At 53.8% G+C, this 13,406-nt stretch carries 10 protein-coding genes; 5 read left to right on the top strand and 5 right to left on the bottom strand.

Going from position 1 to position 13,406, the window contains the following annotated elements:
• Positions 1–207: 207 nt before the first annotated feature.
• Genes ISN39_RS13840 through ISN39_RS13830 form a run of 3 tightly spaced genes read left to right on the top strand, consistent with a single transcriptional unit; the run spans position 208 to position 2,920 of the window.
• Positions 208–978, top strand: coding sequence for an ABC transporter permease (locus ISN39_RS13840; RefSeq protein ID WP_194727892.1), 771 nt, complete (start codon positions 208–210; stop codon positions 976–978).
• Complete coding sequence (locus ISN39_RS13835) at positions 975–1,634, top strand: ABC transporter ATP-binding protein (protein ID WP_074069402.1); 660 nt, start codon at positions 975–977, stop codon at positions 1,632–1,634. The genes ISN39_RS13840 and ISN39_RS13835 overlap by 4 nt, the downstream gene beginning before the upstream one ends.
• Positions 1,634–2,920 carry an RkpR, polysaccharide export protein gene (locus ISN39_RS13830; RefSeq protein ID WP_194727891.1) on the top strand — a complete coding sequence of 429 codons (1,287 nt, stop codon included), beginning with the start codon at positions 1,634–1,636 and terminating at the stop codon, positions 2,918–2,920. Before ISN39_RS13835 ends, ISN39_RS13830 begins: the two co-directional genes overlap by 1 nt.
• 95 nt (positions 2,921–3,015) lie before the next feature.
• Here the strand turns inward: ISN39_RS13830 and ISN39_RS13825 are convergent, their stop codons facing one another.
• Positions 3,016–4,908 (bottom strand): hypothetical protein, encoded by a 1,893-nt coding sequence (locus ISN39_RS13825; protein ID WP_194727890.1) that lies wholly within the window; start codon positions 4,906–4,908, stop codon positions 3,016–3,018.
• A gap of 124 nt (positions 4,909–5,032) precedes the next feature.
• Positions 5,033–6,070 carry a phytanoyl-CoA dioxygenase family protein gene (locus ISN39_RS13820; protein ID WP_194727889.1) on the bottom strand — a complete coding sequence of 346 codons (1,038 nt, stop codon included), beginning with the start codon at positions 6,068–6,070 and terminating at the stop codon, positions 5,033–5,035.
• 503 nt (positions 6,071–6,573) lie between these two features.
• Here ISN39_RS13820 and ISN39_RS13815 point away from each other — a divergent pair.
• Positions 6,574–7,740 (top strand): capsular polysaccharide biosynthesis protein, encoded by a 1,167-nt coding sequence (locus ISN39_RS13815; RefSeq protein ID WP_246763208.1) that lies wholly within the window; start codon positions 6,574–6,576, stop codon positions 7,738–7,740.
• Here the strand turns inward: ISN39_RS13815 and ISN39_RS13810 are convergent.
• The 3 genes from ISN39_RS13810 to ISN39_RS13800 all read right to left on the bottom strand — a co-directional run bounded on the left by ISN39_RS13810 (position 7,705) and on the right by ISN39_RS13800 (position 10,254).
• Positions 7,705–7,896, bottom strand: coding sequence for a hypothetical protein (locus ISN39_RS13810; protein ID WP_194727888.1), 192 nt, complete (start codon positions 7,894–7,896; stop codon positions 7,705–7,707). The two genes, ISN39_RS13815 and ISN39_RS13810, sit on opposite strands and share 36 nt — an antisense overlap.
• Before the next feature lie 94 nt (positions 7,897–7,990).
• Complete coding sequence (locus tag ISN39_RS37630) at positions 7,991–9,301, bottom strand: calcium-binding protein (RefSeq protein ID WP_281438286.1); 1,311 nt, start codon at positions 9,299–9,301, stop codon at positions 7,991–7,993.
• Between the two features lie 182 nt (positions 9,302–9,483).
• The gene (locus ISN39_RS13800; RefSeq protein ID WP_194727887.1) at positions 9,484–10,254 is read right to left on the bottom strand and encodes a CatB-related O-acetyltransferase; all 771 of its coding nucleotides are present in this window, start codon (positions 10,252–10,254) and stop codon (positions 9,484–9,486) included.
• A 243-nt stretch (positions 10,255–10,497) separates the two neighbouring features.
• On the opposite strand from ISN39_RS13800, the gene ISN39_RS13795 reads away from it, so the two are divergent.
• The gene (locus ISN39_RS13795) at positions 10,498–12,969 is read left to right on the top strand and encodes a galactosyltransferase-related protein (RefSeq protein ID WP_194727886.1); all 2,472 of its coding nucleotides are present in this window, start codon (positions 10,498–10,500) and stop codon (positions 12,967–12,969) included.
• Positions 12,970–13,406 lie beyond the last annotated feature (437 nt).

Raw genomic sequence — 13,406 nt, 5'->3', positions numbered from 1 at the left:
GCGACGAAGCTCATTCTGGTTTGAGTGCGCGCTATCGGATTGGGACGTGGGGAGAAACGATCGTTGCGGTGATGGGCTCCTGCCCTTGTTGCGAGACACGTTCGATCTTATTAATGATGGAGGAATCTGGTCCGAGGGGCTAACTCTCACCACAAACAATGATATTAATGCCGGATTGGTGAAGCGGCTTGTTTCGGGGGCCTCTTATTGTATTACTTGACGACCCATATTCGCGTTGTTGCCGCATTGCTCATTCGCGAAATGTCGACCCGCTTCGGCAATAAACCCGGGGGATACATATGGGCAATTCTCGATCCTGCGGCCCATATCGCTTTCATGTCCGTGATCTTCATGGGTATCGCAAAATTGCCGGCTCTCGGCACAAGCTTTCCGCTGTTTTTCGCAACCGGCTATATTGCATTCCAATTTTACGCCGCGATGTGCGGTTTTTTGAACGGCGCTATCAAATCTAACCGGACATTGCTCAGCTATCCAAATGTTGCCCCGATCGATACCATCGTCGCGCGGTACATCCTTCAGGCTGCTACGACGGTGTTCGTCGCCATCTGTGTTCTCGGCGCGATCATTGTGACAATGCATCAACCGCCTGAGCTCTATTGGCCGGCGATCCTGGAGGCGGCACTTGCCGCGACGCTCCTGGGTCTTGGTGTCGGCATATTCAACACCATAATGTTCTTGCGTTTTCCATTCTACGAACAGGTCTTCAACATCGTCAATCGACCGATGTTTCTGATCTCTGGCGTTTTTTTCTTGCCCGACGCGCTTCCGGGACCTATGCGTGAGGTCGTGCTTTTCAATCCTTTGGTTCATGTGGTCATGCTGTTCCGCCAAGGCTTCTACCCCCAATACAGGGCTGCGGAACTCGACATGTTCTATCTTTATTCTTTTGTTTTTACGGCGATCTTCGCCGGTCTCTTTGTCTTCACCAATTCCGCTGCGGTAGCGAGAGGCCGATGATTAGACTTGAACGCGCGACCAAGTATGTGAAGACCAAGGGCGTGACGAAGCCAATCATCGAGAACGCCTCCCTTGTGATCAAGCGTGGTAAGAGTGTCGGCCTGCTCGGACGAAACGGCGCTGGGAAATCGACGCTCTTGCAATTGATCGCAGGATCGCTGCGGCTTGATCGGGGGCGCATAGTAAGACAAGGGAAAATTTCCTGGCCTCTCGGTTTTCAAGGTAGCTTTCAACCAAGCATGTCCGGAGAGCAGAATGTTCGCTTTGTCGCGCGGATTTACGGTGTCGATACCCAAGAGCTGGTCGATTATGTCACCGATTTTGCCGAGCTGGGCCCATTCTTCCACGCCCCTGTTGGTACTTATTCCTCCGGCATGAAGGCGCGTCTCGCGTTCGGTGTCAGCATGGGCGTCAACTTCGATTATTATCTGGTTGATGAGATCACTGCGGTCGGGGATGCGAACTTCAAAAAAAAATGCCATGATGTCTTCCAACACCGATTGCAAGATTCTGACGTTATCATGGTTTCCCACAGCACAAGTACCATCCGCGAGTACTGCGATTGCGGAGTGGTTCTCGAAAATGGCAAACTCACGTATTTCGATGATGTGGAAGATGCTATCCGGGTTCATGAGCGAAACATGAAGGGCAACTGATGACGACTGCCAAGCCGCCAGGTCCAGAACACAAGACGGAAGATGTCCAGGCTCCCGTGAAGAAGCCGAATATTACGGTGCTCGACAATCTTAGAAAGGTCGACGTGCGCCCCGAAAGGCGCGAGGCACAGCCATCGAAGAAGAAAAAAGTGCTCGGATCGTTGAAGGTCGGGCGCCTGAAGCTGCGGCATTTAATTATCGCCGGCAGCTTCGCGTTGGCCGTCGCGCTTCCAACCGCACTTGCATCGTTCTACATGTTCTTCGTCGCAGCGGATCAATATCACAGCTCGGCCGCCTTTGCAGTGCGGAGCATCGACGGCAAGGCAAGTAGTGATATCCTGGGCATGTTTACGCAGACTACCGGGGGCAGTACGACAGGGGCGGACTCTTATATGCTGCTCGACTATGTCGAAAGCGAGCGGATGATCGAGGCCGTCGAAAAGACCGTCGATCTCGATGCCGCCTTTGCTCGCCACGGTGCCGACTTTTATTTCAGCATGGCGGCTGGCCTGCCGATTGAGGAGCGGCTCGAATACTGGAAAAAAATGGTACATGTCGATTTCGACCACACCTCGTCCATTCTGAACCTGACGGTCAAGGCCTTTGATCCACAAAGCTCCCAAAAAATCGCATCCATTATCATCGGTGAGAGTGAGAGGCTGATCAACGACCTTTCGCTCAAGGCAAGAAACGGTGTTCTGAAAGCATCCCAGGACGAAGTAGCGCTGGCGGAAGGCCGTCTATCTGCAGCGCGGAACGCCCTGCGCAATTTCCGGGATGTCTCTCAGGAGGCCGATCCGGTAGAAGCGGCGAAACTGGCTGGCCAACTGGTTGCTTCCCTCGAACAGCAACTCACCCAGCTTCACACTGATTTGATGACCGCTCGGACGCGAATGGCAGCTGATTCACCGCGCATGCGCGTGCTCACTACGCAGATCGACAGTCTTGAAAAACAGCTGGCACAGGAAAAACAGCGTTTCGGCAGCGGGTCGGTTGGTGGAGCTGGAGGTAGCGATGTTGCGAGCCGTATTTTGCAATACGAGGAACTCGAAACCGAGCGGGAGTTTGCCGAGAAGGCCTATACCGGCGCTCTTGCCAGCCTGGAAAAGGCACGCATAGATGCCAACAATCAGCAGCGTTATTTGGCGACATTCATCCAGCCAACTCTGTCTGAAGAGGCACAATATCCAAGCCGGCTGATGGTGTCTGCCCTGGTCTTTCTCGGATGTCTTTTTGCTTGGGGCGTGTCCGTAATGGGCTATTACAATATCCGGGACAGAAATTAATCCACCGTTGCTGGCGGACTAATCGCGACGTGCCTTAGCGGGCCGCTGCCTCACGATTCGTTATCCGGTGGTCTTGAAGGCCGGGCAATGCAGCCTCACGACACTTTCATGGTTACTCTCCCGTTCTCACCAACGTCCAAGATATGCTGTTTGACTCGCATTCGGATAACCGCTTTGGCGGTTTCCGTATCCCGCAAATCCACCGCATATTCGTTGCGCAGCAAATACCAGAAGCGTCGAAGGTCCTCGGCTGATGCAGCAGTTCCTCCAGGCTGGAACTGTTTCTCGAAGTCGCCCCGCTGCTCGCAAACGAAGCATGCGGCCATGTATTCGGATCGGCCGAAGACATATACCGGCTTTTCGTGCAGGAGGGCTTCGGCGCCCACGCCGGAGTTTATCACGCATACGGCAGTTGATTTGGCGATGATGCTGTGAATGCTGCCGGTGGCTGAGATGAGCCGACCGGCGATTTCGTTTTCTCGGATATACCTTCCGATCACTGTCGAGCCGCAGAGCGGATGGCGTTTTACGACTACGGAGTAGCCGATCTTCTCGCACGTGGTTACGACCTCCTCCATCATTTCGATGAGGCTGTAGTACGCCAGTTCCTGAACTGAATCGCCCACCATTTGAAGTGCGATGAAAACGAAGCGGCCGGGTAAAATCTCTGCAGCATGAATTGGGTCTTGAGCATATTTAGACAGGTTGCGGGAAATGGTTTTCGCTTGATCCTGTTGAAAAAAGTTTGTGGCCGTCCGCGCATCCACCTCATAGAGCGGCAGTTCGGCGAGGCTTTTTCTTGAGAATTCCGACCACCCGGAGTAGCCGCCGGTATCAAAGCTGAAGTGGGATGGGCGGTCGGTCTCCTTGAAGTGAAGACCATTTCGATGCCGGGAAACCGTGTGATACGAAAAGAAAGGTACCGGCAAGTCTTCGATACCGTGCAGCTTGATCTGCCCCTTCACCCCGTAATCGAGTCCGATTGTGTCGAGGCACTCCGCGATGGTCTGCAAAACAAACCGGATATCGGCGCGAAAGCCGGAATAGTCAATCTTGTTGGACCGCAGTGCTGCGGATGGGATGATGATCACCGCATTGTGCGTCTGAGTTATCGGAGGCCTCAGTCCAACGCGCGTCAGAATATCCTGATGCGCGCGTTCGATTAGGTGGGACATTGGCGCAAGTGCTTTGAGTTTGAAGCGTCGTTCCAACCGGACTGCGGCTTTTTCCATTCCGGCGATGCGAAGCACCTCAATAACCTGATTTGCTCCTGCCAGATCAAGGAGCCACATCGAGGCTTCGACCGACTGCTGAGCAAATCTTGAAAGAAGCGAAGGATCTTTGAGGATTGCATCGCGGTCACGGAATATTCGTTCAATTGCCGACCGAAGGATATCATGACGGCCCGCACTATCGGCTGCGGCCGCAACCGAAGCCGCGAACTGGAAGAGAGGTTTTTCGGGATCATGCGAGAGCCGCGTCACACCGTCGACGGCGAACTCCTCGTGCCTACGTTCCTCCAGCAACAAACTTCTCTTGAACTCGGCGACCTGAACCCGTGCAGGAAATGACTCTGCAGTATAATCCAAGGCAGAGAGAGCTGCGTCATACTCTCCATTCCTGCGCAGAAGCGCCGCTTCCATGACTGGCAACAGCTTTCGATCGAACCGGGGCGCTTTCATCAACTCGTCGGCGTATCGAGGATCAACGTGCCCGAGAACCTCGTAGAGGAATAACCGCATCGAATCCGCACCCGGTGTCTCCCGTTTGCTTAGATCACCGAGGATTCTGGCTGCCTTTTCGAAGTTCTTTTGCTGACAGGCAATATACATCCGGCCGTCACAGATGCGACGGCGGTGTGCCGGCATCGGCAGAAAACGCACGATGAAGGCAACGGCGGCAAGGGCTACGCTCAGGACATTGAGGAACCTCTTCCGTTCGATCAAATCTTGAACGCGTTCCGCCAATCGGTCGATCAGGTAATTCATTGCATCTCGATCTAGCTGTCTCGATCGCAAGACGAAGTTCGCATGGGCCGTTCGCGGATCGCAAATCTCTTCCCGTCTGGCAGTAACCCGTTGTCATCCTTGCCGCAAAAGAACTCGTCGGCCATCACCGGGGATCCAGCGGCCCCGCCGTACCGATATCTTTCCAGATTTGCCGCCTCAGTCCCAACCGGACGAGGCAATCCTCGATAAACCAGCCGATGACCTCCTTTCGGCCCTTCACGAAAGGCAAGAATGCTGTGTCAAGGCCGACAAATGGAAGGAACGGATTGGGTCGCTGCGACGCATAGATCTCGACGCGCACGGATGGACGGGCGGATTTGCCCCTGGCGTGGAAGCCGAATGTATCTCCGACCACGAGCGTATTGGCGGGAACGGCGAACTTGGTAGGTTCAGGCAAACGCAAAAGGTGCAGCTGGTGCTCTGGAATCCTGAATGAGCCATTCTCGCCCCGGATGGACGCCAGGATGCTCTTCCTCTTGTGCCAGGCGAGCCGCCGCTTGGTCAGTTTGTGAGAGCCGGCAACATAGGTGAACGGGCCTTCATCTTCAGGGACGTCGCAAAGGAAGAACCAGGCCTTCACCGTCGAGTGAAACGTATCCATATGAAGATCGGTTTGCGGGTCCTTCCCCTTGCCTTCTTCTGTCTCCGTCCCAAAAATCGTTTGGATGCAGATGGCCGGCTCTGCCCTGAACCCCCCAACATAACGCAGCGGATTTCTCCAGCCGTTGCTGTCCACCAGGGCGCGGATGGCAGGGTAATTTTTCAGGACCTCTGGTGTAAGCGAGGTCCTACGCGTCACCGCTTTCCCTTGGGTCATTTCGCGCGCCGGCGCGCGAAGAGCCTCAACTTCGGACCGCAACTGCGCGAACATTTCCGGTGTTAGAAAATTCCGTCGTTCTATATAGCCGTTCTCAGCGAAGAAGGCGCGCTCATGCTGAGGAATGAGGTGCTGCAGGCGCCGGCGTCGCGACTCTACAATTCTCGCGGCAGTTTTGACGCGCCAGATGTGGAGCCCTTTCCGGTTGAGCTTTTCGCTTCCAAGCAGCGGATTCTCAATGAACCGTTTTTCGCCAGTGACGATCTGAAACACATAAAAAGGAAGCATCAGCACCTTCAGCGGCGACCACTTTTGCTTCGGCATTGTTCCCTCCTTCCGCTTTCCCAGTTACGCGATAAATGCCGCGGATTCGCCGGAAGCGCAAGGACGGATCTATTTTGTCCTCATCTGTCGGTAGGTGCTGTGTGCGATATGCTATTCTGGCGCAGGCTGGGTGCACGCTTTCAATGAAGTGGAACTTGGAAAGTTCCCGCCGACCGCGGCGCCGGCGGAGAGGAGCCACGAATGAGGGGATTTGTTGAGATATTCCTTTGTTGCGCTTTACTTACAGCATGCAACTCCACACGCACCGTCAGACAATCTTCGGTCTCGGACTACGCTCAGATGTCGGACACGCGCCTCTGCAGCCATGTACTTGATTGGGATCGTACTGTCAGACTTGCAAGGTCATCTCGCGACTTGATGTGTTGAAATATCTGTCGCCCAATTCTTGCCATCGAGGCTTGAGTGCATTACCCGCTTTCAAGCTTTCGCATAAGCAACGAAACTTAGAATGCGATTCTGCCCCTAAAAACCGGAACAGGCGATTGGTTGACACAACGACGATCTTAGCTGAAGCAGCAAAAACGCCGTTCAGGATCATCGCCGGCGTTGCGAGACGGCCGCTTCCGAAGCGGGGCAAGCCGCCGCTCTTTCTGTTCGGATTCGCCGCTTGGAAGACGTTCATGTATGACTGGTTCCCGGACAAGGAGGTCATATTTGCTCCCACTGGTCTGTGGCCGATCGAATTCGAGATCAACTGGAAATGGCGGATCCTAAGTGACCGGCGGGCCGAAGTCATGGCGTGGCAGTACAAGGGCCTGCCTCAGTTGAAGAACTTCTGCGCGCGCAAGAACATCCCATTTCACTATGTCGAGGACGGTTTTATTCGATCGGTGTCGCTTGGGGCATTGGAGACGCCGCCGATGTCCCTGGCATTTGACCGGCAGGATATGTATTTCAATGCCAATGGCCCGACGGATCTCGAAACAATATTGTCGATCTATGATTTTGATGGTGATGGCGACCTGCAGCTGAGAGCAAAAGCGCTAATCGAAAAGCTTCTAAGCACGGGGTTGAGCAAATACAACTCGGGCGCCAATGTTGCGGTCGAAGAGCTTTACGGCCCCAAAACTGGGAAACGCGTTCTCGTCATCGGGCAGGTCGAACGCGATGCATCCATTGCCTACGGATCACGGGAGAAGTACAACAACAATGACCTCGTCCGGCTCGCATATCGGGAAAATCCCGGGGCGCAAATCATCTACAAACCTCATCCGGAGGTTCTTCAGGGAACGGCGCAGCCCACGTCGGATCCAAACCTAATCCGCGGCATATGCAAGGTCTTAGAGGAAAATATAAGCCTCGCCGAGAGCTTCCGGACGATTGATCACGTTTATACGATCACCTCTCTTTCAGGCTTCGAAGCGCTCTTGCGAGGGCTCAAGGTCACGACTTTGGGATGCCCGTTTTATTCTGGATGGGGATTGACTGACGATCGCCAGCCGACGGACAGAAGAACGCGGAAGCTGACTGTTGAGCAGCTTTTTGCCGGTGCCTATATTCTTTATCCGAGATATTTCGATCCTATCGCCAAAGAATACATCGACGTCGAGCGGGCTATTGAGTTGTTGGCCGAAATGAAGGCGGCATATATCTCTCCGAACTCCAGCTTACGCTCAGTTGATGCGTTCACTGGAGCGGTGGAAGAGTGACTTCAGCCCCGCATCAGGATATTCTTTCGCTGGGCGTTCGCGGTTTGCAATTTGTGCCAGCACCCTGGCGTCGATCTCCGTCTTGATCTTGGCGTCGGCGATTGCCTCGACCTTCAAAGGTGGGCGATAACGCATCATCACGAATCGTCGAGCCATTTAACAGATCACCATCCAGTTGCGTGTCGCCCGCATGCGAGTTCTCCTGGGGGCTTCCCAAGAGCCTTCTCAGCGACTAGCGGTTCGTGGCTATCTAAAGAAAGAAATAGTCGTGAGTCAGCGTCACCGCATCGTCCAGGTGGATTTTGAGATCGACTACCTTATCGCCGTCCACGTCGCCGTAGATATACGTGTCGGATGACTGCTTGACGTAGCGAAGTTCTCCAGCCACGCCCTTAAATGCAGCGGTGTCGACGAACGTGAACGCCTGGTTGCCTGAAGCCTTCCAATTGGCATCGATCGCGGAGAGATCGATTCTGTCCTGTTCACTGGGCAGGAAATCGAAGATCGTGTCGAAAGTCGCTCCGGTCGAATCGGAGACCCCTTTAAAGACAAACCTGTCGGCGCCCGTTCCACCGCTCAGTCGATCGGCCCCTGTTCCCCCGTTAATCCAATCAATGCCCCCGCCTGCGCCGATGGTATCATCGCCTGCGCCTCCGGTCAGGCTGTTCGTACTCGCGGTACCGTACAATTGGTCCGCATAATTAGATCCGATAATGTTCTCGATCGCGGAATAAGTGTCGCCTTTCGCATCTCCGCTGTTGTTGCTCGGGCTGCCGAGGTTGGCGATGACACCCGTCCAAGCATTGGTGTAAGACGCTGTATCCGTCCCGTTGCCACCATAGAGCTTATCGCCACCCGCTCCGCCGACTAGGGTATCGCTTCCGTCACCGCCGTTTAGGATATTCACCCATCCGTTTCCGGAAAGGACATCGGCGTAGCGAGAACCGAGAAGATTTTCGACGAAGTAGTATGTGTCACCGTTGGCGTCATTTGTATTGTTCGACGGAGCGGTGAGGCTCGCTGTGACCCCGGCTGCCGCGGTCGCGTATGAAGCCGTGTCATTCCCACTGCCGCCGTCGATCCGGTCCCGCCCAGTCCCGCCGACAATCGTATCGTTGCCGGCATAGCCGTAGAGTAGGTCGTTTCCGCCGTTTCCATTGATGACGTCGCTACCATCGAACGCGAAAAGGACATCGCCAAGGTTGCCGCCCGAGATCGCATCGTTTCCTTTCAAGACTTCCGCGACGACTCCAGCATCATCGTTTGTACCATAGGTGTTCGCGGCGGCAACGATCTTGGTCGCGGCAACGCTTCCGCCTTCGACATAGAACAGCCGCTGTCCATCATAGAATGCGGCGTAGCTCGTAACTGTGCCAGAGATCGGCTCGCCATAAGCGTTGTAACGGAAGCCCGTCCCTCTAAATTCTTCGACGGTTCCGTCGCCATAATTGACCCGGAACAGGGCTCCCGATTGGACGTAAGATTCTCCATAGTAAATGGATGAGAAATCGAACACGCTCATGTCGAGCGAGTAGTTCGACGCTACGCTAATTCTTGCCATGATGTGCCCCCAGGTAAAGATACCCCGCCGAAACGGTTAGGGGAATTTCGGTTCGGACGCAACTCTGAAGTTACAACATAATTAACCACACCAAAGTGCGGATGAACTCGAATGAGCATATGATGCGCCGCGTCCTGTCCTGTCCGACAGGCCGGCGCAGCGCCCGCACCAGTGGGTCGCGATCAACGGATTTCGAAGGTATCGTCCGGCTGTACAATCAGACACTGAGGTCTGTATTTTTTTGCGCCTGCATTGATGCGGCCTTCAAGAATATCCAGGCAATCTGTTGGCGAAGACCAATCGACCCCTGCCAGAATGGCCGGGCCGTAATCCCACCATCTAATATTGAGCAAGCGAGAAACAGTCTCTTCATCGAAGCGCAGCCTGATAACCTTTGCCGGGATTCCCCCGACAATCGCATAAGGCGGGACGTCCTTTGTGACAACGGAACGGGCAGCGATCACTGCGCCATCTCCGACGGTGATACCGCGTGATACATAGACGCCATCGCCCATCCAAACATCATTGCCGATGACGATCCGTTTTGCCTTATGCTTCAGTTCGGCTTGCAAGGCGGCATTGCCTACCGCAGTCTGCTCTTCTGTGAGGCCGAAATCCGAGAAAAGCTCCGGCCATGTCCTGTTCCACTGCCCTGTGAACATCGAGTGGGTAGACAGAGTTGATGTGGAATGCTCAGCGGCGCCGGTCGTTATGTCCGGACCCAAAGAACAGAAACGGCCGATGCTGTCGATGTGTCGGTAGTAGGACCGTTCAGAGCCGAGATATGTGAAAGCTCCAATGCTGCGGACATCATAAGCCCCAGCCCTAAACTGGATGAATGGTTCCAAGGAGAGAACCGGGCGAGTAGTACCGATACCTAGTTTTACTCTTGCTGGCCCTCCCATAAAGGAGATTTTCCGACGCCTCATAGCAGCAATTAATTCGTCATTCATCCTCGCCCCCCCAACGAGATACTCATCAACGATCAATATGCGGCTTCTGGTGATATGCAAGTCAAAACGCGCTATTAGGATATCGTATCAACAAGTGACTGGCAGCCTATATTACGGGTATAAGAGACTGGGGATTGCTGATAGGTTTCAGAAAGTGAACAACCTACGATATATTTTTTCTGGACTGTGCTTGACAGGTTTCAGGCGCCTATGCTCCACGGGGGGCGATAGACGAGGTTGCAAATGGATACCGGAAACCACGATAAACTCATTGATGAAACAAACTCAGCGATTGGCGCTGCTCCAATCAAGGTAGGTCCGGAACCTACTAGGGTCGTTTTTGCTCCGAGTTTCGATGACATCAGTCCCGCAGACATCACGATGACCTTCTGCGTGCGCCTCCATAAGGGCAATCCGTGGCTCGCTGATCGACTCGATATGATGGCCAGCTATTACGAACCGTGCCCCAGCATCGCGGTCGTCGACTTTGGTTCCGCACCGGAGTACGCGTCGAAAATCAAGCAGATATGCGAGAAAAAGGGATACAAATACCTTTTCATTGAGGACTTTCATATTTTCTCGCTGGCACAAGCCAGGAATGCGTCTTTTAGTCTCGTAGAAACAGACTTTGTTTTCTTCTGCGATCCCGATTTTGTAGGTGAACGCGACATGTTCTCGCGTTTGGCTCGGAATGCCTCTGCCCTTGATATGAGGAACGTCGTCGACATCGTCCTCAATCCGCCGGCGTTTCACCTTGATGAGGCTGATACTAAGATTTTTGAGAGGCTGGATGACCGTGAGCAGCGATCGTCTTTCCTACGATACCTGTCCTTCAAGTTGAATTACGCAGAGGTCTCTACTGCCGAAGGCCGATTTGTCGCTCCGTATTCGAATGTGTTCCTCATCAACCGGAACATGTTTAACATGGTCGGAGGCTATGATGAGTCGTTCAGAGGCCATGGGTCTGAAGACTTCGAGTTTCTACTTCGTCTTGCGATCCACACAGCCCACCTACCGCTACCGAATGAACCTCAGAAGGATCTGCACGGCCCGCTGAGGGACGCTTTCTTCAGGGCTCGCTCATATTCCGGATTTCGAAGGATGTTCGAGCTTATGTCTCAGCCCACCGAGGGACTTGGCTTGAAGGTTTTTCATCTTCATCACCCGCGTGGCACGGATCCAACCTGGTACGGGAATAACGACTGGCGCCGGGATCGCTTTTCCGCCACCACCGGACAATTCCTTTTTGATCACCACCGGTTGCTTGATATCGATCACCTTCCGCGACAGAAGAAAATCGCTTGCCTCTGCAAAAACGCTGATACTTGGGGGTATTTCATGCCCTTGCGCCTCGCTGGCTATCGTACTGTTCCCGTGTTCGACGATCGGCCGACAACTATCCAGGCAATTACGCAGGGGCTCATTAACGGCGAGATCGATGATGTCGCTATTTTCAACCCATATATGAAGAGCCATTCATCGTTCCGCGGCATCGTCCTGCTTGCGCGTGAACTCAATCGCAATGTCATCGTTATTGAACGCGGTGCTCTCCCATCGACAATCTACTATGATGACGACGTGTGCTATAACAGCGAGCGTTTCAGCGAAGAGGATTTCATAGCCTCAACCTTCACCGAAGACGAACTGCTCGAAGCAGGGGAATACATGCGAGACCTCCGCCTCGGCGCGAAGACGCTTGAGGCGATGGATCCTTACGAGAGCACTGCGGCAAAACACTGTGCACTTTCGGCGATCACCGGAAAAAAGATTTGTTTCGTACCCCTTCAGCTTGAGGACGACATGGCGGTTACGATGTTCATCAAGGGTGAGCAGCGGTATCCAGAGTTCGTTGCAAGCCTTCGATCCGTTATTGAGAAGAATGAGGACATCGTCTTCGTTGTGAAGCCGCATCCTCTTTCAAAGACGGACCACGTCGGATCGGCCCCAAATGTCGTCATCGCTGACCGGGCCGACAACGTTCATTTCCTCCTTGATCTGGCTGACGTGACGCTCTGCTACAATTCCGGCGTCGGTCTCCTTTCGATCTTGCATGAGACCCCTACCGTCACCCTTGGAAACGCCTTCTATAACATCGATGGTGTCGGCTATCGCGCATCGTCAGCTGCCGACGGGATCCAGGCATTCAAGGCGGGTCGAGTTCCTAAACCAGCGGGACAGACATGCCTTCGTTTGGCCGCGTGGTTTACCCAGCGAAAATACTCGGAGTTTATCGCCACCGACGCCATTCGAGAGTTCGAAACACGTCGAGCGCATGGATACAAAGACATCATGATCACCAAGTTTAGGTGGCGTGAACACTCTCACAATCTGGCAAGGTTAAAACAGATCGCACCATTCTCATGGAAAAGCTATGCAGTTTCACGCATAGCCCCAAGCTCAAACCCTGCTGATTGGAACGATGAAAAGTCCCTGAGGCAGGCAGCATGCAAAGCGTTCTATTCAGGTCGCTACGCGGACGCAGCACGGCATTTCGAGGAAGCTCACAAAGTCGGCAAGGACAAAGCAAAGCTTCTGCGATTTGCTGCCGAAGCGAATTACCGAGCTGGAGACGCGAAAACCGCCATAGCCCAGCAGAAGGAAGCCTGCTCGATCATTCCAAATAACAAGCGCGCCCGCCGTAGATTGATGGTCATGCAAAACTCAAAGTTGCGTTATATCTTTGGTCATAACGCCATAGAAATTCCTGAACCTTAAGTTGCAATCTCATTGTAAAATGCGGACGATGCGCGGCGTTAAAGATCAAAGCAAATGCATTGCCTTGACCACTCAAGGGAGAAACTGGGACCTGCCCAAGAGATCTTGAGTGGCAGTGGCAAGTCAGCGGTTCCGTGAAGAATCTTGATTATGTGCAGTCCAAATTGCAGCAAATTACCGGAAAGTACACTACAGAAATCCTCGGGCCGTAGGGCGTTGCATGCCCGGCCCTCATGAGAAAATTGCTCCATTCGCATTCCTTCCATGGGGTGTCGCCTCGTCGCCCATACTCGCCCTGATGATCGCGCTGTCGTATCTATCGCGGTAGTTTTGGTCGTAGTAGCGCATCTGCGACTCGCCTCTAAGATTAAGCATGCGGTAGAGCGTCACCGGAGAATCCCCTCCAAAGGAATCGTGGGTTCCACTCCCGCGGCCTG

Source organism: Rhizobium sp. 007 (assembly GCF_015353075.1).
Classification (GTDB): domain Bacteria; phylum Pseudomonadota; class Alphaproteobacteria; order Rhizobiales; family Rhizobiaceae; genus Rhizobium.
The sequence above is the reverse complement of the archived record's forward strand: the minus strand, read 5'-3'. Positions and strand labels throughout refer to the sequence as shown.